Here is a 22,089-nt window from a genome sequence, read left to right as displayed (position 1 = left end):
TTGCGTTCCCGAGCTCGTCGTGTGCTCCTCCGCCCGTCGTACTCGCCAGACGTGGGACCTCGTCGAGGCCGAGTTCGGCGCCGCCGCCAGGCCGGTGACCTATGAGGCACGCCTCTACGGGGCGGGCGCCGACGAGCTGCTCTGCGTCGTACGGGAGATGCCCGGGCAGGTACGGACACCGATGCTGACCGGGCAGTGCAAGGTGAGTCCGGCGGTGACGGCGTCGAGGTCGCCTCGCAGAAAGCCGGCGAATCCGCCGATCGGCCTCGGTGCGTCCTGCTCGGCCTGGCGGATCCATGGGGTCAGCATGAAGCCGCGCCGGTGCGGAGAAGTTCGGCGAATGCCCGGCCCCGGTGAAGTCGTGGTGTCAGTCGCCGCCACCACCGCAGGAGGAGCCCCCACCGCAGGACGCACCGTCTCCGCAGGAGAAGCTGACGCCGTCGCTCTTCCACGATCGAGAACGCCGCTGCCTCTGCGACGGCCTGCCGCCGAATGCGTCGCCGCGCCAGGCCTGGAAGAGCCCCCAGGCGAGGCCGACCCCCATGATTACCAGGTACGTCATTTCCGTTACCCCCGTTCCTTCCCATTCTCGCCGGTGCGGGAGATTCGCCGCTCGGACCGGCACAGCAAATGGTGCAGACTGCCGGCCTTCGCGACGGGCGGGTTGATCCGTCTCTCAGGCACCGCCCGAAAGGCCCGCAGCACGAAGGCCACCGCGTACAGCACGAAGGTCGCCAGGTGCGCGTACACCAGAGCCGCGAAGGTGCCGACCCCACCGAGGACCAGGCCGCGGGCCCTTGCGCCTGGGCGGGACGGCGGCCACCAATGCCGTCGGAACGACGTACGTCAGGGCTAGGCACTGTCCAGCGGATCATGTGACCGTCAGCGAACAGCAAGATCAGATCCTTCATGATCCTATGACCATACCGATCAAAGATCCGCCGGACAGGCCTTGGCCACGCCGAGGCGTGAGCTATCGGGGAGGAGCGGTATCCCCACACCCCACCCGGTGTCGCCGCCACGGTGAACAGGGCAGGGAACAGCCGCCACGGTGGGGCCGGAAGTCGCGAGGTCGGAGGCAATTGGTCCGACCGGCTGGATGTGCCGGTGGTTCGTGCCGGGATGCTCCGCGGCGCGGGGGAGTCGAGGCTATGAAGGGAATCGAACGGAATCGGATGGAAGCTCGTCATCCGGTCATTCCCGAACATCAACCTCAGGAGTCGCATGATGCGCCCCATCAGAGCGGCCTGCCTCGGCACGGCCACGCTGGTCACCCTCCTCGCCTGCACCCCCGTCGCGGCCGCCGCGACGGACACCGGTTCCGCCCAGGCCGGGGACAAGGCCCGGACCCTCACAGTCCTGGCCGAGGTGCAGCAGCTGACCCGCTTCCCCGTCACCCCCGGCAGCGTCTCGCAGGGCGATCAAGTCGTCGTCCGCTCGGACCTCTTCGACGAGGCGCACAACAAGGTCGGCGAGACCCACGGCACCTGCACCACCACCCGGGGCGGCGCCGATGAAGCGGAGCAGTGCGTCGTGACCTACACCCTCCCGGGCGGCCAGCTCACCGTGCAGGGAATGTACTTCAACTACCTCGACCAGGGTCCCTTCGACAACGCGATCACCGGCGGCACCGGGGACTACAAGAAGGCTCGCGGCTGGGTCCACTCCGACACGATCGCCACAACCCCCAAGGTGGTGAGGCGCTTCACGATCCACCTCGTCTGACGGACCCGGACGTCCACATAACCCCTGAATCCGGCCTTCTCCCCTCGCATCGCACCATTGGAGACGGTCGTACGAAAGGAAGTGCGGGTCAAGGGGACGTCCAGGGCGGTTCACCCTTCAGATCGTCAATCGCACCGACGACATGAGCGGGTTCGTGGTGCTTCCACGCGGGTGGGTGGTGGAGAGGACGCTGAGCCGGCTGATGCGCTCGCGGCGCCTTGCCCGGGACTACGAGACCCGGCCCGAAAGCGGTGAAGCCGCCGTCCTGTGGTCGATGACCACGCTCATGGGACGCCGCCTCGCCCCGCCATCGGAGCCGAAACCTCACCCGGCAGCCCGCCTCGACGTGAACACCCCGGGCCGCTCCTCGGCCAGCCGGCCCCGCTCCACCAGCCGCTTCCCCCTCTACCGCACGCCCTCGACCTTCGCCGGCATCGCTTCCAGGTTCAGCCGCCCGGCCAACTCCGCGCCCGCAGACCGGACCCGCCCGCCTCCGCCTCCAGCACGCCCACCAGCCGCTGGTAGTCCGGCGCGAGCACCTCCAACGTCAGGCCCACCCGCCAGTGCGGCACCACCGGCCCCGCCACCGGGGCCTCGGCAACGGCCGTCGCCGACTCCGGCGGGTGGTCGGCCTCCGGCTCCGAGCCGGCCAGGGCCTCGGCCAGCTCCACGCGGGGCGATGGCCCGCCGCTCCAGCACCGCCTCCGCCTGCGCAAGCTCGGCCAGCACCCGCTCTGCCTCCTCGCGGAGCCCTTCGACCCGGACTTGCGCGGCCGTCTCGCCCGCTTCCCATAAGCAAACCCGTGACGGCCAACCGGCGCAGGAGCGGTCCGGCGCGGCGGCGGGGACGTTCGGTCGAGCGCAGCATGCCTCCCAACTGTGCACGGACGGGGTTGCCCGTGGGACGGGTGGTGCGAGCGTGCCCCCACGCTCATGCAGTCGTTCCGATGTCCCGTCAACATCCCGTTCGGTGCGCCCGGTTGGCGCGCCGATCTTGACCCGGCCACGCCGCGGGGCGAGGATCGCGCCATGACGGCAGTGCGGGACAACACGGTCGACGGACTCGTACGGGACAGCGCGCGGCGGGTCCCCGACCGGGTGGCGGTCCGCTACCGCGACCGTGCCTGGACCTACGGGCAACTCGACGGGGCCGTCTCCACCGGCGCCGCCGTCCTGCGCGGGCGCTACGGGCTGGCCGCGGGCGACCGGGTCGCGACCTTCGCCCACAACAGCGACGCCTACCTCATCGCCTTCCTCGCCTGCGCCCGCGCCGGCCTCACCCACGTGCCGGTCAACCAGAACCTCACCGGCGAGGACCTCGCGCACATCCTCGGCGACTGCGGCAGCGCCCTGGTCCTGGCCGACCCGGACCTGGCGGAGCGGGTGCCCGCCGCACACGCCGTCCGCCCGCTGCGCGACGCCCCCGGCTCCTTCCTGGCCGAGCTCGCCGAACCGCTCCCGTACGAGGGGGAGCCCGGCGACCCGTCGGCCGTGGTGCAGCTGCTCTACACCTCCGGGACCACCGCCCTGCCCAAGGGCGCGATGATGACCCACCGGGCCCTGGCGCACGAGTACGAGAGCGCGATCGACGCCCTGGACCTCGCGGAGGCGGACCGCCCCGTCCACGCCCTGCCGCTGTACCACTCGGCGCAGATGCACGTGTTCCTGCTGCCCTACCTGGCGGTCGGCGCGTGCAACACCGTCCTCGACGCACCGGCCCCCGACGCGCTCCTCGACCTGGTGGAGGCGGGCGACGCCGACAGCCTGTTCGCGCCGCCGACGGTGTGGATCGCCCTCGCCGGCCACCCGAGGTTCGCGGCGGCGGAGCTGGGCGCACTGCGCAAGGCCTACTACGGAGCCTCGGTCATGCCGGTGCCCGTCCTGGAACGGCTGCGGGGGCGGTTGCCCGGGCTCGGGTTCTACAACTGTTTCGGGCAGAGCGAGATCGGCCCGCTGGCCACCGTGYTGGGGCCGGACGAACACGAGGGCCGCATGGACTCCTGCGGCCGGCCCGTGCGCCACGTGGAGGCGAAGGTCGTCGACGAGGACGGCGCCCCGGTACCGGACGGCACGGCGGGGGAGGTGGTGTACCGCTCGCCACAGCTGTGCCTGGGCTACTGGAACGACGCGCGGGCCACGGAGAAGGCCTTCCGGGGCGGCTGGTTCCGCTCGGGTGACCTCGCGGTCCGCGACGCCGAGGGCTATTTCACCGTGGTCGACCGGGTGAAGGACGTCATCAACTCGGGCGGGGTGCTCGTCGCCTCCCGGCAGGTCGAGGACGTGCTGTACACCCACCCGGGGGTGGCCGAGGCGGCCGTGGTCGGACTGCCCGACCAGCGGTGGATCGAGGCGGTCACGGCGGTCGTGGTCCCGTCCGGGGAGGTCACGGAGGCGGAGCTGGTGGCGTACGCCCGCGAGCGGCTCGCGCACTTCAAGGCCCCGAAGCGGGTGGTCTTCGTGGACGCCCTGCCGTGCAACGCCAGCGGGAAGATCCTCAAGCGGGAACTCCGCGACCGCTTCGCGGAGCGCTGACCCGCCTCCGCCTCCGCCTCCGCCTACGCCTCTGCCGCCTACGCCTCCGCCGCCTCCGCCCCGGCAGCGGCCGATGCCACTGCCCTGGCGGCCATGGCCCAGGCCGTTTCCCTGGGATCATCCGAGCGGACCGGTCTCCTCGGCGGGGTAGGCGGTGGCGGGATCACCGGCAGGTGATCGACGCGATCACGTTCACGTACCGCACCGGCACGCCGTGGACGGATCTCCCGACCACTTCGGGTCGTGGAGGGGCGCCCGCAGCCGTCGCAGGCCCATGGAATCGGTCACCTAGGCTGGCGCGGTGACTGATGAGCAGGAGCGGGTGCAGCCGTCGGGAGTGTGGGCCACGGCGGTGGGGGTGGCCAGGGTGCGGGCGCTGGAGACCCAGCGGGAGAACGCGCTGTTCCGCGACCCACTGGCACAGGCCTTCGCCACCGCCGGCGGCCTGTGGCCCTCCTCGCCGCCGCTGCCCGATGACGAGGCCGCGCGACGCCGCCGGCTGGCGGTGTCGTTCTCCATCGTCATCAGGACGAAGTTCCTCGACGACCTGTTGCGGCAGGCCTCCGCGTCCGGGGTCCGGCAGGTCGTGCTGCTCGGCGCCGGCATGGACAGCCGGGCTTTCCGGATGGACTGGCCCGAGGGCACGCGGCTGTTCGAGGTCGACACCGCCGAGCCACTGGACTTCAAGGCTTCGGTGCTGCGCCGGGAGCGGGCCGTCGCGCGCTGCGAGCGGATCACCGTCGCGGTGGATCTCCATGAGGACTGGCCAGGTGCGCTGGCCGCCGCAGGGCATGACCCGGCCCTGCCGACGGCGTGGATCGCCGAAGGACTGCTGATCTATCTGCCCGAGGACGCGGTGGAGCTCCTGATGGCCCGGATCAGCACGCGGTCGGCGGCAGGCAGTCGGATGGGGCTGACACTGGGCTCGCGCGGCGTGATCGAGCGCTTCGGCGCGGACGCGGCGCCGGGATCGGCGGCGTCCCTGTGGATCTCGGAGATGCCCGACGACCCGGTGGGCTGGCTGGCCGGGCACGGCTGGGAGGCCGACAGCCACACCCTGCGCGAGCGCGCTGCCGCCTACGGCCGCCCGATCGGCACCCCGCCGCAGCCCGAGGAGCGGCCCGGCGGACTGATCTCGGCGGTCCGCCGGGGGTCTGATGGGGGGAGCCAGGGCCGCGTCAGACAACGTTCGCCCCGCAGTCGGCGACGCGCCGGGCCGGATCCACGCCCGGTCGGCGCGCTCGGTCCAGACGGCGCAGCGTGGCCTGCCGTTCAGCACCTGGAGCCTGACCAAGCTGGCGGACTTCCTGGTGGCCGAGGGCGGGGTCGACGACATCTCCCACGAGGGCCTGCGCGGTTCTGCTGCGTGAAGGAGACGTCTCCTTCCAGCGGCTGAAGACCTGGAAGGCGTCGAGGGACCCGGACCATGCGGTGACGAAGGCGCGGGTGGAGCACCGGTACGCGATCGCTGACGGCGAGGTCGTCCCGGAGGAGGACGAGCGTCGAGCCCGAGCGGGCGCGCGGTGAGGATGCGTGACAGGTGGCCGTGCGCGACAACGGCCACGTCACCCTCGTCCAGAACCGGCCGGACCCGGCCGGGAAAGGCGTCGACCCGCACGGTCGCGTGCCCGAGGTCCTCGCCGGAGTCGACGCCGTCGCGCCACGACTCCCGGCCCGGCTTGAGCTCCTGGATCCGCTCGGCGGTCAGCCCCTCGTAGCGGCCGCAGTCCCACTCGACCAGGCCGGCGTCGGACCCCGCGCCGCTCGGACCCGCCGGCTCGGCCGTCCGAACGGCCCGGGCAGCGGGCTGCTGTAGACGGCGGCGAACTCCCGTCCGGTCCGTACTGACCCGGTCGGCCCGGCCCGGCCCGCCCGGTCAGACGGCGTCGTCGTGGGCGAGCGCCAGGAGGCGGTCCAGGACGCGGGGGCCGCCCGCCCGGACGCCGTCGTGTTCGAATTCGTCGGTGACCCACGTGCGCAGGCCGCGCACGGTCCGGGCGGTCTCCAACGAGTGGGCCGTGTCGACGTACATGTCGTCGTGGTAGACGGCGGCGGCGACCGGTACCTCGTTGGCGGCCAGCCGGGCCGGGTCGTAGAGCGGGGTCCAGCCGGTGCGCGCGGCGAGCAGTTCGGCGGTCTCGCGGAGCGGTTCGAGCGCCGGGTCGGTGGTGAAGTGCCAGGGGTGGATGCTCTCGCCGGTGAAGAACAGGGGTCCGTCCCCGGCGAGCGCCCCGGCCGCGTCGAAGCGGGGGTGCGCGGCGCGGACCCGTTCGGCGGCCCAGCCGGTGGGGGCGGCCGGGTCCTGGGCGTAGATGGCCTCGTGGAGCAGGGCGTAGAGCGGATGCCCGGCGAAGGAGAGCTGTTCGCGGACGGCCTCCAGGAAGGAGTCGGAGAGCGCGTGGCCGGCCGGGGTGCGGACGAACGCGTCCTCCAGCAGGTAGTGCAACTGGTGGCTGCCGTCCCCGGTGCCGAGGAGGATGCCGAGGGACTGGAACGCCTCGGGTGTCAGGCGGTGCCCGCCGGGCAGGGTGGTGCGGTGCTCGGTGAGGTGGGCGGCGATGCGGCGGGCGCGTTCCACATCCATGGGGTAGCGGGCGTAGTGGGCGAGGTTCTTGCGTTCGACGCGGGGGAGGGCGGCGGCGTACACCTCGTCGGCGGTGGCGGTGAGGGACGGCAGGCCGCCGGTGATCAGGGCGGTCCGCAGACCTTCGGGCGCGGTGGTGAGGTAGTGGGTGGTGCAGAATCCGCCGAAGCTCTGACCGAGCACCGTCCAGGGGGCGCCGCCGGTGAGGGCGGGCCGGATGGCCTCGCAGTCGCGGACGATGGAGTCGGCGCGGAAGTGCGAGAGGTACTCGGCCTGCCGGCCGGGCGTACCGCGCAGCGGCAGGGTCTGCCGGTTCGCGGGGGTGGAACGGCCGGTGCCGCGCTGGTCCAGGAGGAGCACGCGGTGGTCGCGCAGGGCCCGCTCCAGCCATGCCTGACGGCCGGTGAACCGGCGGGCGCCGAAGCCGGGGCCGCCCTCCAGGTAGAGCAGCCAGGGCAGGCCCTCGGGGTCCTTCCCGGTGGCGACGGCCTCGCGGGCGTAGAGCCCGATCCGCTCGCCACCGGGGTCGTCGTGGTCCAGGGGGACCGTGAAGTGGTGGTCGGTGAGGACGACGCCGGGCTGGCGGTAGCTGGTGGTCACACGGCTTCCCTGGGTCTGCGGCGGTGCGGCCGGCCGGGGTGCGGTCCGGCCGGCCGAGGGGTGCGCGACACCCTGGCGGCCGGGCCGAGTCTAGGCGCTCGCTCCGGGATCCAGCAGGGCTCCCTCGGGGTGGGCACGTCCGTCCGCCGGCTTCGGCGGTGGGCGGGCCGGTCGGCCCCGTGCTCCCTGAGCCCCGTGGCGCGGGCGGTGTCGGGGGGCCCGGCAGGCCCCTGACGCCCGTCCGGCCCGTCAGGCCGGTCCCGGGTCGGGGGGCGGTGGCGGGGGCGGCTCGGTGGGGAGGGTGCCGTTCGCGCGGAGGCGGCGCAAGGTGAGGTGTTCGTGCACCAGACGGCCCACCAGGGCCCCGCCGTACACCACGAACCCCACACCGACCAGCCAGGACTGGACCACCAGCAGGGTGCCGAAGGGGCCGTAGGTGACGGCGTTCGAGGCGATCAGGGGGGAGAACACCAGCTGGGAGAAGACCCTCAGGCCGAGCAGCCCGAGACTGGTGGCCACGGCCCCCGGGAGCAGCGCGCGCCAGCGGACCCGGCCGCCCAGCAGGAGCCGCCCCGAGGTCCAGAAGAACAGGCAGGTGCCGGTCATGTCGCTGACGGTGCCCAGGGCCGTGCCCAGCCAGTCGTGGGAGGGGGTCGGGATCCCGACGAGCAGCCCGAGGTAACAGACCAGCAGGGCGAGCCAGATCACGTGCCGCCACATGGTGTGCCAGCGGGCGGTCGGCAGGTCCCACACCTTCTCGTAACCGGTCTGCACGGCGGAGCCGAAGGTCAGGCCGAACACCGCGAGTGCCGCGAGGCCGAAGGCGGTGGTCCGTTCCAGCGCCAGGTCCGCCGCCCCGAACAGCAGCTCCACCCGGGCCCGCGAGGGCGCCGTCACCCCCAGGGCCTGGCCCAGCCAGCGGCCGAAGCCCGAGCCGCTGCCCGGCGCGGCCGCCGCGACGACGACCAGCAGCGGCACGAGCGTGAGGAACCCGAGGGCGGCGAACCCCATCGCCCGGTGCATCAGCTCGATCTCCCGGCCACGGCTCCAGGCCAGCCCTGCGGGCGAGCTCTGGAGACGGTCGTGGAGCTGCCGGAGGAACGAGGTCACGCCCCATCCCCTACCCGTACGGGCCCGCCGTTTCCCGGAAGCGGCGCCGAAGTGGGCCCGAACGGGGTCGTTTCGGCCGCCCGGCGGCCGGACTCAGCCCGCCCGGCCGTCGCGGAGGTCCTTCACCCGCTTGATCTTGCCGACCGACCGCTCCAGGCTCTCCGGCTCCACCACTTCGACGCCGACCGACACCCCGACGGACTCCTTGACGGCCCGCACCAGTTCCGCCGCCGCGTCCCGCCTGCGCCCGGCACCGGTTTCCCGCCGGGCCTCCACCCGCACGGTCAGGGTGTCCATCCGCCCCTCCCGGGTCAGCCTCAACTGGAAGTGCGGGGCGAGCCCGGGGATGCGCAGGAGTATCTCCTCGATCTGGGTGGGGTAGAGGTTCACCCCGCGCAGGATGATCATGTCGTCGCTGCGGCCCGTCACCTTCTCCATCCGTCGGAAGGCGGGCCGCGCCGTCCCCGGCAGCAGCCGGGTCAGATCCCGGGTGCGGTAGCGCACGACCGGCATGGCCTCCTTGGTGAGGGAGGTGAACACCAGCTCCCCGAGCTCCCCGTCCGGCAGCACCGCCCCGGTCAGCGGATCGACCACCTCCGGGTAGAAGTGGTCCTCCCAGATGTGCAGGCCGTCCTTGTGCGAGGCGAACTCCTGCGCCACCCCCGGCCCCATCACCTCGGACAGCCCGTATATGTCCACGGCGTCCATGCCGAGCCGCTCCTCGATCTCGCGGCGCATCTCCTCGGTCCACGGCTCCGCGCCGAACACCCCGGTGCGCAGGGAGGTCGAGCGGGGGTCCAGGCCCTGGCGTTCCATCTCGTCCAGCAGCGTGAGCATGTAGGACGGGGTCACCATGATCACCTCCGGCCGGAAGTCCTGGATCAGGCGGACCTGCCGGTCGGTCATGCCCCCGGAGGCGGGCACGACCGTACAGCCCAGCCGCTCCGCGCCGTAGTGGGCTCCCAGGCCTCCGGTGAACAGCCCGTACCCGTACGCCACGTGCACGATCTGGCCCGGCCGCGCGCCCGCCGCGCGCAGCGACCGGGCGACGACGTCGGCCCAGGTGGACAGGTCTCCCTCGGTGTACCCGACCACCGTGGGCCGGCCGGTGGTGCCGCTGGAGGCGTGGATGCGGCGCACCTCGGGGCGGGGCACGGCGAACATCCCGAAGGGGTACTGCTCGCGCAGGTCGGTCTTGGTGGTGAAGGGGAAGAGGGAGAGGTCGGCCAGCGAGCGGCAGTCGTCGGGATGCACCCCCGCCTTGTCGAAGGCCTGCCGGTGGAAGGGCACGCGGTCGTACACGCGGTGCAGGGTGGCCCGCAGCCGCTTGAGCTGGAGCGCCGCCAGCTCGTCGGGGCTCAGCCGCTCGCCATCGTCGTGGAGATCCGCGTACGCCGTCATCGTCGTCACCTCATCCAGGGCCAACCGAACGTTCATTCGGTAGACTGCCGGACCCCGCCCCGTAAATCAATGACTCGAACGAGTGATCGTCTGGTGTGATGGCGCCCATGCCTGCCTTCACCACCTACGACGGAACCGAACTCGCCTACCACGTCCGCGGGGAGGGGGAGCCGCTGCTGTGCCTGCCCGGCGGCGCCATGCGGGCCTCGGAGTACCTGGGCGACCTCGGCGGCCTGACCGCGGGGCGCCGCCTGGTCCTCCTCGACCTGCGCGGTACGGGCGACTCCGCGATACCGGCGGACGAGTCCACGTACCGCGTCGACCACCAGGTCGCCGACGTCGAGGCCCTCCGCCTCCACCTGGGACTGGAACGCTTCGACCTCCTCGCCCACTCGGCCGCCGGTAACCTCGCCCAGCTGTACGCGGCCGCCCACCCCGACAGGCCGCGCCGGATCGTGCTGGTCACGCCCACGTCGTGGGCGGTGGAACTCCCCGCCACCGACGAGCAGCGGATGGCGGCGGCCCGGCTCCGGGCGGGCGGCGCCCCGTACGACACCGCCATCACGGCCTACGCGCGGATCCTCGCGGGCGACGCCGGCGGTGACGGCTCCGACGCCGACTGGGACCTCGCCGCACCGCTGTTCTACGGCCGCTGGGACGACGCGGCCCGCGCGCACTGGGCGGCCAACGCCGATCAGCAGAACGAGCGGGCGGCCCGCGCCTACGCCCATCCGGACGCCTTCGACCCGCCCGCCACCCGGGCCGCCCTGCGGCAGGTCGCGGGCGAGGTGCTCGTGCTCGCCGGCGGCCTGGACGGCAACCCGGCCCCGGCCCTGGCGGCCCGGCTCGCCGAGCTGTTCCCGCACGGCGCCGTCGACGTCCAGCCGGGCGCCGGCCACTTCCCGTGGCTGGACGACCCCGCCCGGTTCGCGGAGCGCGTCGAGCGCTTCCTCGCCACCGGCGGCTGAGCGGCGGCCGCCCCGCCGGAGGCGTACGGTCGAAGGAGGCGCCCCCGGCCGAGGAGCGCGAAGGGAGGCGGCGGCGATGTCCGTCATCGACCCGGCGGTATCGGTACGACTGAGCGCGTCGGACGCCCGACGCCTGTCCGCGCTGCTGGCCGAGGCGGCCCACCTGCTGGAGGACCCCGGCCCGCACCGCATGACAGACGGGCAGGCCGACGCCCTCGGCGGGAGCGCGAGCCGCACCGAACTGGCCGGCTGGGCCCGCACCCTCGCGGCGGAACTGAGGGCCCAGCGCTGAGGCGTGCCCGGGAAGCCGCCGGCCGGTCCGGAACCGCCGTCCCGGGTCCCCCTGCCCCGGGGGTGCTCAGCGTGCCGAGTCCGCCTCCGAGTCCGCCTCCGCGGCCACCGTCCTGGCCCAGCGGTAGTCCGCCTTGCCGCTCGGGGAGCGCTGGATGGCGTCCGCGAGCACCAGCTGACGGGGGATCTTGTACCCCGCCAGCCGGGTGCGGCAGTGTCGCTGGATCTCCTCCAGCGTCGGCTCCGGCGCACCCTCGCGCACCTGCACCACCGCCGCCACGTGGCTGCCCCACGTCGGGTCCGCGACGCCCGCCACCAGGGCGTCGTACACGTCCGGATGCGACTTCAGCGCCTGCTCCACTTCCTCCGGGTACACCTTCTCGCCGCCCGTGTTGATGCACTGCGAACCGCGCCCCAGCACGGTGACGATGCCCTGCTCGTCCACGGTCGCCATGTCGCCGAGCAGCACCCAGCGCTCCGCGCCCTTCCGGAAGAAGGTCTCCGCGGTCTTCGCCGGGTCGTTGTAGTACCCGAGCGGTACGTGCCCGCGCTGGGCGAGCCGGCCGGGCACGCCCACCCCCACCGGCTCGTGCGTCACCGGGTCCACCACCTGCGTGCGGTCGTTGACCTGGAGGCGGAAGCCCTTCTCCGGACCGGAGTCGTCCGTCGCCCGGCCGTTGGAACCGGACTCGGAGGAGCCGAAGTTGTTCAGGAGCACCACGTTCGGCACGAGCCGCTGGAACTCCGCGCGCACCGTCTCCGACATGATCGCCCCGGACGAGGAGACGCTGAACAGCGAGGACAGGTCGGTCCCCGCGAGCGGGCCGTTCAGGGCGTCGATCAGTGGCCGCAGCATTGCGTCGCCCACCAGTGAGACGCTCGACACCTTCTCCTTCTCGATCGTACGGAGCACCTCCTCCGGCACGTACTTGCGGTGGATGACCACCCGCTGGCCGTAGTTGAAGGCGATGAACGAGGTCAGGGTCGAGGTCCCGTGCATCAGCGGGGGAGCCGGGAAGAAGGTCAGGCCCGCCCCCCGCGCCGCGACCCGCTCGGCCAGTTCCTCGGGCCGCTTCACCGGCTCGCCCGAGGGCTCGCCGCCGAACAGGCCGGCGAAGAACAGGTCCTCGGCCCGCCACATGACGCCCTTGGGCATGCCGGTCGTGCCGCCCGTGTAGATGATGAACAGGTCGTCGGGGCTGCGCTCGGGGAAGCCGCGCTCCGCGGAGCCCGCGGCCTCGGCGTCCTCGTACGCCACCGGCGCGAGCGCCGGCTCCGGGGCGCCCTCGGGCGCCGGCCCGACCCGGATCAGGTGCCGCAGCCGCGGCGTCTGCGGCAGCGCGGCGGCCACCCGCTCCGTGAACTCGCCCTCGAAGACGAGCGCCGCGAGATCGGCGTCGTTGTAGAGGTAGACCAGCTCCTCCTCCACGTAGCGGTAGTTGACGTTCACCGGAACGAGGCGGGCCTTGAGGCAGGCCAGGACGGTCTGGAGGTACTCGACGCCGTTGTAGAGGTGCAGTCCCAGGTGGTCGCCGGGCCCCAGCCCGCTGCCGAGCAGGTGGTGGGCGAGGCGGTTGGCCGCCGCGTCCAGTTCCGCGTACGTCAGGCGGCGTTCGGCGCCGGTTCCGGGGTGGTCCACGTACACCAGGGCCTCGCGGTCCGGGACCACGTCCACGACCGACTCGAACAGGTCGGCAAGGTTGTACTCCACCGTTCCTCCTGACCCGAAAGATCCCATGGCTGGGCTGCTCGGCGGTCATTAGAGCCGCGCCCGGCCCAACTGGGAAGGGTGCCGGCCAAAGAATCTGACTGAGTGTCAGAAAACTATTGAACTGCACCCTCCCCTCCTGCAACCTGTTCTAGGTCTTGAGACGGGAGGACGGCAATGGGTGGGACGGAACACCTGACCGTGGACCGCCACGGCGCCACGCTGGTGCTCACCATGAACAGGCCGGAGGCGAAGAACGCGCTCTCGCTTCCCCTGCTCGTGGGGCTCTACGACGGCTGGCTGGAGGCCGACGCGGACGACACGGTCCGGTCGGTGGTCCTGACGGGCGCGGGCGGGGACTTCTGCGCCGGGATGGACCTCAAGGCGCTGGCCGGGAAGGGCATGGAGGGCGAGCGGTACCGCGACCGCCTCAAGGCCGACCCCGACCTCCACTGGAAGGCGATGCTCCGTCACCACCGCCCGCGCAAGCCGGTGATCGCGGCGGTGGAGGGGTACTGCGTGGCGGGCGGCACCGAGATCCTCCAGGGCACCGACATCCGGATCGCGGGGGAGGGTGCCACCTTCGGGCTGTTCGAGGTCAGGCGGGGGCTGTTCCCCATCGGGGGCTCCACGGTGCGGCTGCCGCGCCAGATCCCGCGCACGCACGCCCTGGAGATGCTGCTGACGGGACGGCCGTACGCGGCCGAGGAGGCGGCGCGGATCGGGCTGGTCGGCCGGGTCGTACCCGACGGGACGGCCCTCGACGCCGCGCTGGAGACCGCGGAGCGGATCAACGCGTGCGGGCCGCTGGCCGTCGAGGCGGTGAAGGCGTCCGTCTACGAGACCGCCGGGCTGACGGAGGCGGAGGGGCTCGCCGCGGAACTGGTGCGGGGATGGCCGGTCTTCGACACCGCCGACGCGAAGGAGGGGGCACGGGCGTTCGCGGAGAAGCGGGCGCCGGTGTACCGGCGGGCCTGAGCGGAGCCGCGGCCGCCTCGGAGGCGGCCCCGCGGGGCGGTCCCCCGCCCGCCCTTTCCCCCTTCACCGGGGCCGCGCGCCCCGGACCCCCGAACCCCGTTCCCGGCCCGCCCGTACTTCCCCCGGCCGGACACCCGGCCGCCGGAGCCGTTCCTCGCGAGAATCGGAGACCCACCATGACCGCCGCGTCCCCACCGCAGGTGCTCCGCGCGCCCCTCGTCGTCGAGTTCCCCTTCACCCGTTCCCTCGGCCCCGTGCAGAGCGCCTTCCTCACCGGCCTGCGCGAGCGCGTCGTGCTCGGCGTCCGGACCGGCGACGGGCGGGTGATGGTGCCGCCCGTCGAGTACGACCCCGTCACCGCCGAGGAGATCCGCGAGCTCGTCGAGGTCGCCCCCGCCGGCACCGTCACCACCTGGGCCTGGAACGGCGACCCCCGCCCCCAGCAGCCCCTCGCGACCCCCTTCGCCTGGGTGCTGGTCCGGCTCGACGGCGCCGACACCGCGATCCTGCACGCCCTCGACGCCCCCGGCCCCGACGCCGTCCGCACCGGCATGCGGGTACGGATCCGCTGGGCCGCCGACCGCACCGGCGCCATCACCGACATCGCCTGCTTCGAGCCGGAGGCGCGGGGAGGGGAGGAGCCGGCCGCCCGCCCGGCCGCCCCCCACGACGGGGCCTTCGCCGACCCCGTCACCGGCATCGTCGCGGAGGCCCGCCTGGACTACACCTACAGCCCCGGCCGCGCCCAGAGCGCCTACATCAACGCCCTCGCCGAACGCCGGACCGTCGGCGAGCGCTGCCCGTCCTGCCACAAGGTGTACGTCCCCCCGCGCGGCGCCTGCCCCACCTGCGGCGTCGCCACCACGGACCGGGTCGAGGTCGGCCCCGCCGGCACCGTCACCACGTACTGCATCGTCAACATCAAGGCCCGGAACGCCATGAGCGACGGCATCGAAGTCCCCTACGTCTACGCCCACATCGCCCTCGACGGCGCCGACCTCGCCCTGCACGGCCGGATCGGCGGCATCCCGTACGACCAGGTCCGCATGGGCCTGCGCGTCGAACCGGTGTGGACCGACGGCGGACGCTACCCCGACCACTACCGGCCCACCGGCGAGCCGGACGCGGACTACGACGCGTACAAGGAGCTCATCTGATGCCCAGGACGAGCAGGTACGCACGCGACGTGGCCGTCGTCGCCTTCGCGCAGAGCGACCACCTGCGCCGCACCGACGAACTCAGCGAAGTCGAGATGGTCATGCCGGTCCTGCACGAGGTGCTGGCCGCCACCGGGCTGAAGGCCGGAGAGATCGGCTTCACCTGCTCCGGCTCCAGCGACTACCTCGCCGGCCGCGCCTTCTCCTTCACCATGACCCTCGACGGGGTCGGCGCCTGGCCGCCGATCTCCGAGTCGCACGTCGAGATGGACGGCGCCTGGGCGCTGTACGAGGCCTGGGTCAAGATCCAGACCGGTGAGGCCGACACCGCGCTCGTCTACTCCTACGGGAAGTCCTCCCCGGGACCGGTGCGCGACGTCCTCACCCGCCAGCTCGACCCGTACTACCTCGCCCCCCTCTGGCCCGACTCGGTGGCCCTCGCCGCCCTCCAGGCCCGGGCACTGATCGACGCGGGCGAGACCGACGAGGCCGCACTCGCCGGCGTCGCCGCCCGCAGCAGGGCCGCCGCCGAGGACAACCCCCACGCCCAGCTGCGCGGGGCCGTCCCGCAGGGCGAGTACCAGGTGGCACCGCTGCGCACCGGGGACTGCCCGCCGATCGGCGACGGCGCCGCCGCGGTCGTCCTCGCGGCCGGGGACACGGCCCGCCGGCTGTGCGAACGGCCCGCCTGGATCACCGGCATCGACCACCGCATCGAGGCCCACGGCCTGGGGCTGCGGGACCTGACCGACTCCCCGTCCACCCGGCTCGCCGCCGAGCGCGCCGGGCTCTTCGAGGCGCCCGTGGACACGGCGGAACTGCACGCGCCGTTCTCCTCCCAGGAGGTCGTCCTGCGCAAGGCCCTCGGTCTCGGCGACGAGGTCGCCGTCAACCCCTCCGGCGGGGCCCTCGCGGCCAACCCCGTCATGGCGGCGGGCCTGATCCGCATCGGCGAGGCCGCCGCCCGCATCCACCGCGGCGCGTCCGACCGGGCGGTCGCCCACGCCACCTCCGGCCCCTGCCTCCAGCAGAACCTGGTCGCCGTCCTGGAAGGGGATCGGGCATGAGCACATCCGGCAAGGAGCCCGTGGCCGTCGTCGGAGTCGGCCAGACCAAGCACGTCGCCGCCCGGCACGACGTCTCCCTCGCCGGCCTCGTCCGCGAGGCCGCCGCCCGCGCCCTCGCCGACGCCGAGCTGACCTGGGCGGACGTCGACGCCGTCGTCATCGGCAAGGCCCCCGACTTCTTCGAGGGTGTGATGATGCCGGAGCTGTACCTGGCGGACGCCCTCGGCGCGGTGGGCAAGCCGATGCTCCGCGTCCACACGGCGGGATCCGTCGGCGGGTCCACCGCGCTGGTCGCGGCCAACCTGGTCGCGGCCCGCGTCCACCGGACCGTGCTGACCCTCGCCTTCGAGAAGCAGTCGGAGTCCAACGCCATGTGGGGGCTCTCCCTGCCCGTCCCCTTCCAGCAGCCGCTGCTCGCCGGCGCCGGAGGCTTCTTCGCACCGCACGTGCGCGCGTACATGCGGCGCACCGGCGCCCCCGACGCGGTGGGCTCGATGGTGGCGTACAAGGACCGGCGCAACGCCCTGAAGAACCCGTACGCGCACCTGCACGAGCACGACATCACCCTGGAGAAGGTCCAGGCGTCCCCGATGCTGTGGGACCCGATCCGCTACTCCGAGACCTGCCCCTCCTCGGACGGGGCCTGCGCGATGGTCCTCACCGACCGGGCCGGTGCGGCCCGCTCGCCGAAGCCGCCCGCCTGGGTGCACGGCGGGGCGATGCGCAGCGAGCCGACCCTGTTCGCGGGCAAGGACTTCGTCTCCCCGCAGGCCGGCAAGGACTGCGCCGCCGACGTCTACCGGCAGGCCGGGATCACCGACCCGCGCCGGGAGATCGACGCGGTCGAGATGTACGTCCCCTTCTCGTGGTACGAGCCCATGTGGCTGGAGAACCTGGGCTTCGCGCAGGAGGGCGAGGGCTGGAAGATGACCGAGGCCGGCGTCACCGAACTCGACGGGGACCTCCCCGTGAACCCCTCCGGCGGAGTGCTGTCCACCAACCCGATCGGCGCCTCCGGCATGATCCGTTTCGCGGAGGCCGCCCTCCAGGTACGGGGGCTGGCCGGGGAACACCAGGTCCCCGGAGCCCGCCGGGCCCTGGGGCACGCCTACGGCGGCGGCGCGCAGTTCTTCGCGATGTGGCTGGTCGGGGCCGAACTCCCGGCGTCCTGAGGGTTGCCGGGGAGGGCGGCTGCGCCGGGCCGGTCACCGCCGGCCCGGCGGGGCCTGTGCGGCGGCCGTCGCGATGGCTACCCTGGGCCCCCGGACGACGTACCGGGAGGAGCACGCGCGTGGCGAACGGCAGCACGGTGTGGGGAAAGCCCGAGCTCGATCTCAGCGGGGCGGACTGGCGGTCGGGCAGCCGGGGGGTGGGCGACGTCCAGATCGCCTTCGTGGAGGGGTTCATCGCGATGCGCAGCGGCGAGCGCCCCGACGGCCCTTCTCTGGTCTTCGCGCCGGGCGGATGGCGCAAGTTCGTCCTGGGCGCACGGGGCGGCAAGTTCGGCCTGACCTGACGGGACCTGACGGGACGCTCCCCCCGGCGCGCGGCCGGCCTGCCGCGCGCCGGGCGGAGCCGTCGAACCGCTCCTGTCCGGGCGGCGGCCAGGGTGTGCCCATGAGCGCAGAGAGCGACCTCCGGAAGCTGCTGAGCGGCATGCGCCCGGAGCTGAACGAGGGCCGGTACGTGTTCTGCACCCTCCCGGACACCGCGGCGGTCCCCGCCGGGCTCGCGCCCGTCGCCACCGTCCGCGAAGCCGAGGGACTGACCCTGGTCCTGCGCCAGGACGAGGCCGACGCGGCCGGACTCGCCTACACGTACACCGCGGGCTGGATCACCCTGCGCGTCCACTCCGCCCTCGACGCCGTGGGCCTCACCGGAGCCTTCGCCGCCGCGCCGGCCGAGCGCGGACTCGGCTGCAACGTGATCGCCGGATACCACCACGACCACCTGTTCGTGGCCGCCGACCGGGCTGCCGAAGCCGTCTCCGTACTGGAAGAACTGGCCGCACGTTCGGCGGAACAGGGAAATCGGTAAAACAAATCGATCTTTCCCGGCCGGAGGACCCCCTCCGCAGGCGGGCGGGCGTACGCTGAGGCCCCGAACCGGCCAGGGGGGTTCCAGCCATGACGGATCGTCACGCCCGCACGCGGCACACGCTCTTCGAACGCGAAACGGAACTCGTCGCCGTCGACGAGGCCCTCGACCGGCTCACCGGATCGGGACCCGACGCCGGCGGCGGACTGCTCGCCCTCTCCGGCCCCGCCGGCCTCGGCAAGACCTCCCTCCTCGCCGAAGTGCGCCGCAGCGCGCTCGCCCGCTCCTGCACCCTCCTCGCCGCCCGCGGCGGCGAACAAGAACAGAGCCAGCCCTTCCACGTCGCCCGCCAGCTCATCCAGCCCCGGCTGGCCGGCCGCTCCGAAGCCGCCCTGCGCGCCGCCCTCGGCGGCTGGTACCCGATCGTCGGCCCCGCCCTCGGCCTCTGCGCCCCCGGGCAGGGCGCCCCGCCCGACCCCCAGGGCCTGCGCGACGGGCTCGACTGGGTGCTCACCCGGCTCGCCGTCCGGCGCGCCCCCGTCGTACTCGTCCTCGACGACGCCCACTGGGGCGACCCCGAGTCCCTCGGCTGGCTCGCCGCCTTCGCCCCGCGCGCCGAACACCTCGCGCTGCTCCTCGTCGTCGCCTACCGTCCCGACGAACTGCCCGCCCACGCCGAGGCCTTCCGCGGCCTGGCCGGCCGGGCAGGCCGCCGCCCGCTGAGCCTCGCCCCGCTCAGCACGGCCGCCGTCTCCACCCTGGTCCGCGAGACGGTCGGGGAACACGCCGAGGAGGCCTTCTGCCGCGAGGCCTGGGCCGTCACCACCGGAAACCCCTTCGAGGCCGTGGAACTCACCGCCAGGGTCCGGGCCAAGGGCCTCGAACCCACCTCGGCCAGCGCCCCCCTGCTGCGCGACCTCGCCGCCGCCCAGCGCGGCAGCGGACTCATCGCCCGCCTGCACGGCCTCGGGCCCTCCACCGTCCGCTTCGCCTGGGCCTGCGCCGTCCTCGGCACCGCCATCCCGCAGCGGATCGCCGCACGCGTCGCCGGCCTCGGAGCCGAGGAGGCCGCCGACGCCACCGCCCGGCTGCGCGACGCCCGCATCCTGTCCGCGCCCGCCGAGGACGGCGACCCCGAGGGCGACCCCCCACTGGAGTTCGTCCACCCGCTGCTCGCCACCGGCATCTACCGGGGCATCCCCGACGCCCTGCGCGTCGCCCTCCACGGCAAGGCCGCGGCCGCAGTCGTCGACGCCGGACTCGGACCCGCCGCCGCCGCCCGCCACCTCCTGGAGACCCAGCCCGAGAACGACCCCTGGGTCGTGCGCACCCTGCGCGAGGCCGCCGCCGAGAACCTGCGCGCCGGCGCCCCCGAGGCCGCCCGCCGCCAGCTCGACCGCGCCCTCCAGGAACCCCCGGACTTCGACGAACGCGCAGCCGTGCTCTACGAACTCGGCTGCGCCTCCCTGCTCACCGAACCCGCCAACACCGTCAACCACCTGCGGGCCGCCCTCGCCGAACCCTTCGACGACCCGGCCCTGCGCCAGGGCATCGTGATCCGGCTCGCCCAGGTCCTCGCCCACAGCGACCACCTCTCCGAGGCCTCCGAACTCCTCGCCCGCGAGATCCCCCACACCCCGGACGCCCGCGCCCGGCTGCGCCTGCAGTCCGAGCAGTTCATGTGGGACGCCTTCGACGCCGCCGAAGCCGACTCCCCGGCCCGCTCGCGCCGGCTCGCCAAACTGGCCGACCGCCTCGGCGGCCGCGACCTCACCGAGCGGTACGTCATCGGCCTGCGCGCCTGGGACGCCTGCCTGCGCGGCGAGAGCGTCGAGACGGTCCTGCACCACGCGCGCCGGGTCCTCGGGGAACCCTTCAGCTGGGCCTACGCCGACCGCGGCTTCGAGGTCCCGGTACTGACCGCGATGGTCCACATGTACGCCGACCGGCCGGGCCGCGCCGAGGAGCTCTTCGCCGCCGGCACCGCCGAGTTCGAACGGCAGGGCTGGCGCGGGGCCCACCTGTCCTTCGCGTACGGGCTGCGCGCCTACATCCGCTACCGGCGCGGGCAGCTCGCCGCGGCCGAGGAACTGGCCCGCGCCGGCCTGCGCCTCGCCGAACGCGTGGGCCGCCGTACGCCGGTGCACTGGTACGCCATCGCCATCCTCCTCACCACCCTGGTGGCCCGGGGCAGGGTGGACGAGGCCTGGGCGCTCGCGCGCGAGCACGGCTACGGCGAGCCCTTCCCCGCCGCCGTCGTCTTCCCCGACTCGCAGACCGTGCACGCCGAACTGCTGCTGGCCCGGGGCGAGACGAAGGCGGCGGTCGCCGCACTCGAAGCGGTCGGCCGCCGGCTGACCCCGCGCGGCATCCAGAACCCGGCCTGGTGCCCCTGGCAGCTCCACCTGGCCCGCGCCGTGGCCGCCGAGGACCCCGCCGCGGCCCGCGCCCTCGCCACCGAGGCCCTCGGCCGTGCCCGTGCCTTCGGCGCCCCCTCCGCCATCGGCCAGGCCCTGCGCGTCCGCGCCGAGGTGGCGGACGCCCCGGGGGAGCGGGCGGCCCTCCTGGAGGAGGCCGTCGCCCTGCTGTCGTGCTCGCCCGCCGGATACGAACTCGCCCGCGCCCTGGCAGCCCTGGGCGCCGAGCGCGGGGACCGGGAACTGCTCACCCGGGCGCTGATCACCAGCCGCGATTGCGGCGCCGACGCACTCGCGGCGAGCACCGCCGAACGGCTGCTCGCCCTCGGAGGCGCCCTGCCCTGCGGTTCCTCCTGGGAGGACGAGCCGACCCCGGAGGAACTGCGCGCCGCCGAGGACGCCGTCCGCGGCGGGCCGACGCCGGGCCCCGAACTGTCCGCAATCTGCCGCAAGCTCGGCACCGACCTGAACGGCCTGCCCGACGCACTCGCGGCGTTCGCCCGTGGCGGACACTGAGTCCGGGGCGTTCACCCGTGGCGCAAGCCGGGCCCGCGGGACCCGCCGCCGGGCACAGTGGCCCGTATGGATCACTCCACCAGTATCGGAATCTTCCTGGCCGAAGCGGCCGCCTTCGACCGGGCGTTGCGGCGCGCGGCCGGCGCGGGCGGTCGGCCGCCCCTGGTCCCGGCCTGCCCCGGCTGGTCGGTCGCCGACCTCGCCGGACACCTCGGCAGCGTCCAGCGGTTCCTCACCCACATCCTGCGCGAGCGGCTCACCACGCCACCCGATCCCACCGACCCGTCCCTCTACGAACTCCCCGCCGACCCGGCGGTCCGCGCCGCCTGGCCGCTGCCCGACCGGACCCCGACCCTGGGCCCCGTGCCCGGGGAACTGTTCGACTGGTCGGCGGAGGCCGCCCGCGGCCTGGCGGAGGTACTGGGCGGGCTCGGCCCCGACGTCCCCGTGTGGAGCTGGTCGGCGGAGCGGACCAGTGGCTTCTGGCTGCGGATGCAGACCATCGAACAGGCCGTCCACCGCTGGGACGCCGAGGACGTCACCGGGGAACCGGCCCCCTTCGATCCGGACCTGGCGGCCGACGCCGTGAGCCAGACCTTCGAGGTGATGGCCCCCGCCCGGCGCGGCTGGAAGCCGGCCCCCGCCGGGGACGGGGAGCGCTACCGCTTCCGCCGCACCGACGGCCCCGAGACCTGGACGGTGGAGTTCCGGGGTGACGAGGTCCGCCTGGAGCCCGGCGACGACGGCCCCGCGCACGTCGAGCTCGCCGCCACCGCCTCGGACCTGCTGCTCCACCTCTGGCAGCGCAGGCCCGCCCGGGAACCGCGCGTCACCGGGGATCCCGCCCTGCTCCCGCACTGGTTCACGCTCGTCCCGCCGGTCTGACCCGGACGCCCCTCACCCGCACGGACGCGGCCCACCCGCGGGGGACGCGCCCCCCGCGGCACCGCTCACCCGCGCAGCGCCGCGACCGCCGCCAGCTCGGCCTCCGCCAGCGG

General features: G+C 73.9%; 19 protein-coding genes and 4 pseudogenes. 15 read left to right on the top strand and 8 right to left on the bottom strand.

Annotated elements, in window-relative coordinates:
- Positions 1-114: 114 nt before the first annotated feature.
- Complete coding sequence (locus AB4039_RS23650; protein ID WP_442271755.1) at positions 115-309, bottom strand: hypothetical protein; 195 nt, start codon at positions 307-309, stop codon at positions 115-117.
- Between the two features lie 58 nt (positions 310-367).
- Positions 368-562 (bottom strand): hypothetical protein, encoded by a 195-nt coding sequence (locus tag AB4039_RS23645; protein ID WP_442271754.1) that lies wholly within the window; start codon positions 560-562, stop codon positions 368-370.
- Positions 563-1,227: 665 nt separating this feature from the next.
- On the opposite strand from AB4039_RS23645, the gene AB4039_RS23640 reads away from it, so the two are divergent.
- Positions 1,228-1,725: an allene oxide cyclase barrel-like domain-containing protein gene (locus AB4039_RS23640; protein ID WP_442271753.1), complete on the top strand. Its 498-nt coding sequence runs from the start codon at positions 1,228-1,230 to the stop codon at positions 1,723-1,725.
- Positions 1,726-2,171: 446 nt separating this feature from the next.
- On the opposite strand, the gene AB4039_RS23635 is transcribed toward AB4039_RS23640, so the two are convergent.
- Positions 2,172-2,396 carry a hypothetical protein gene (locus AB4039_RS23635; protein WP_442271752.1) on the bottom strand — a complete coding sequence of 75 codons (225 nt, stop codon included), beginning with the start codon at positions 2,394-2,396 and terminating at the stop codon, positions 2,172-2,174.
- A 358-nt stretch (positions 2,397-2,754) separates the two neighbouring features.
- Here AB4039_RS23635 and AB4039_RS23630 point away from each other — a divergent pair, with 358 nt between their 5' ends.
- From AB4039_RS23630 to AB4039_RS23615, 4 genes and pseudogenes are all read left to right on the top strand, one after another.
- A complete protein-coding gene (locus AB4039_RS23630; protein ID WP_442271751.1) occupies positions 2,755-4,257 on the top strand; it encodes a fatty acyl-CoA synthetase in 1,503 nt (500 codons plus the stop codon).
- A gap of 143 nt (positions 4,258-4,400) precedes the next feature.
- A pseudogene (locus AB4039_RS23625) lies at positions 4,401-4,499 on the top strand (transposase); the annotation flags it as partial.
- Between the two features lie 95 nt (positions 4,500-4,594).
- Positions 4,595-5,407 (top strand): annotated as a pseudogene (locus AB4039_RS23620) (class I SAM-dependent methyltransferase); the annotation flags it as partial.
- Positions 5,408-5,510: 103 nt separating this feature from the next.
- Positions 5,511-5,757 (top strand): annotated as a pseudogene (locus AB4039_RS23615) (IS630 family transposase); the annotation flags it as partial.
- Between the two features lie 58 nt (positions 5,758-5,815).
- Here AB4039_RS23615 and AB4039_RS23610 read toward each other — a convergent pair.
- The 4 genes and pseudogenes from AB4039_RS23610 to paaK form a co-directional block, all read right to left on the bottom strand.
- A pseudogene (locus AB4039_RS23610) lies at positions 5,816-6,004 on the bottom strand (histidine phosphatase family protein); the annotation flags it as partial.
- A 129-nt stretch (positions 6,005-6,133) separates the two neighbouring features.
- Complete coding sequence (locus AB4039_RS23605; protein WP_266836865.1) at positions 6,134-7,441, bottom strand: alpha/beta fold hydrolase; 1,308 nt, start codon at positions 7,439-7,441, stop codon at positions 6,134-6,136.
- A gap of 249 nt (positions 7,442-7,690) precedes the next feature.
- Positions 7,691-8,551: a YhjD/YihY/BrkB family envelope integrity protein gene (locus tag AB4039_RS23600; protein ID WP_266836863.1), complete on the bottom strand. Its 861-nt coding sequence runs from the start codon at positions 8,549-8,551 to the stop codon at positions 7,691-7,693.
- 93 nt (positions 8,552-8,644) lie between these two features.
- The gene (paaK, locus tag AB4039_RS23595) at positions 8,645-9,952 is read right to left on the bottom strand and encodes a phenylacetate--CoA ligase PaaK (protein ID WP_266836861.1); all 1,308 of its coding nucleotides are present in this window, start codon (positions 9,950-9,952) and stop codon (positions 8,645-8,647) included.
- 107 nt (positions 9,953-10,059) lie between these two features.
- Between paaK and AB4039_RS23590 the strand changes: the two genes are divergently transcribed.
- Both AB4039_RS23590 and AB4039_RS23585 read left to right on the top strand, forming a co-directional pair.
- Positions 10,060-10,920 carry an alpha/beta fold hydrolase gene (locus AB4039_RS23590; protein WP_442271750.1) on the top strand — a complete coding sequence of 287 codons (861 nt, stop codon included), beginning with the start codon at positions 10,060-10,062 and terminating at the stop codon, positions 10,918-10,920.
- A gap of 76 nt (positions 10,921-10,996) precedes the next feature.
- Positions 10,997-11,212, top strand: a complete 216-nt coding sequence (locus AB4039_RS23585; protein WP_442271749.1) for a hypothetical protein — start codon at positions 10,997-10,999, stop codon at positions 11,210-11,212.
- A gap of 66 nt (positions 11,213-11,278) precedes the next feature.
- Here AB4039_RS23585 and AB4039_RS23580 read toward each other — a convergent pair whose 3' ends face one another.
- On the bottom strand, positions 11,279-12,922 hold the full coding sequence (locus AB4039_RS23580; RefSeq protein WP_266836855.1) for an acyl-CoA synthetase: 1,644 nt from the start codon (positions 12,920-12,922) through the stop codon (positions 11,279-11,281).
- 174 nt (positions 12,923-13,096) lie between these two features.
- On the opposite strand from AB4039_RS23580, the gene AB4039_RS23575 reads away from it, so the two are divergent.
- The 8 genes from AB4039_RS23575 to AB4039_RS23540 all read left to right on the top strand — a co-directional run bounded on the left by AB4039_RS23575 (position 13,097) and on the right by AB4039_RS23540 (position 21,976).
- Positions 13,097-13,897, top strand: a complete 801-nt coding sequence (locus AB4039_RS23575; protein ID WP_266836853.1) for a crotonase/enoyl-CoA hydratase family protein — start codon at positions 13,097-13,099, stop codon at positions 13,895-13,897.
- 176 nt (positions 13,898-14,073) lie between these two features.
- Positions 14,074-15,054, top strand: a complete 981-nt coding sequence (locus AB4039_RS23570; protein WP_442271748.1) for a Zn-ribbon domain-containing OB-fold protein — start codon at positions 14,074-14,076, stop codon at positions 15,052-15,054.
- Positions 15,054-16,121 carry a thiolase domain-containing protein gene (locus AB4039_RS23565; protein WP_266836849.1) on the top strand — a complete coding sequence of 356 codons (1,068 nt, stop codon included), beginning with the start codon at positions 15,054-15,056 and terminating at the stop codon, positions 16,119-16,121. Before AB4039_RS23570 ends, AB4039_RS23565 begins: the two co-directional genes overlap by 1 nt.
- The gene (locus AB4039_RS23560; RefSeq protein ID WP_266836847.1) at positions 16,118-17,293 is read left to right on the top strand and encodes a thiolase domain-containing protein; all 1,176 of its coding nucleotides are present in this window, start codon (positions 16,118-16,120) and stop codon (positions 17,291-17,293) included. Before AB4039_RS23565 ends, AB4039_RS23560 begins: the two co-directional genes overlap by 4 nt.
- 119 nt (positions 17,294-17,412) lie before the next feature.
- Entirely contained in the window at positions 17,413-17,637 is a 225-nt protein-coding gene (locus AB4039_RS23555) for a DUF397 domain-containing protein (protein ID WP_442271747.1), read from the top strand.
- Between the two features lie 101 nt (positions 17,638-17,738).
- Complete coding sequence (locus AB4039_RS23550; RefSeq protein WP_266836843.1) at positions 17,739-18,158, top strand: ACT domain-containing protein; 420 nt, start codon at positions 17,739-17,741, stop codon at positions 18,156-18,158.
- A gap of 89 nt (positions 18,159-18,247) precedes the next feature.
- Positions 18,248-21,091, top strand: a complete 2,844-nt coding sequence (locus AB4039_RS23545; RefSeq protein ID WP_442271746.1) for an ATP-binding protein — start codon at positions 18,248-18,250, stop codon at positions 21,089-21,091.
- Positions 21,092-21,157: 66 nt separating this feature from the next.
- Positions 21,158-21,976, top strand: a complete 819-nt coding sequence (locus AB4039_RS23540; RefSeq protein WP_266836839.1) for a maleylpyruvate isomerase family mycothiol-dependent enzyme — start codon at positions 21,158-21,160, stop codon at positions 21,974-21,976.
- Positions 21,977-22,089: the final 113 nt, after the last annotated feature.

This window comes from Streptomyces sp. M-16 (genome assembly GCF_052114405.1).
Lineage (GTDB): Bacteria > Actinomycetota > Actinomycetes > Streptomycetales > Streptomycetaceae > Streptomyces.
Note: the sequence above shows the minus strand (reverse complement) of the source record. Positions and strands in the feature narration are given on the sequence as shown.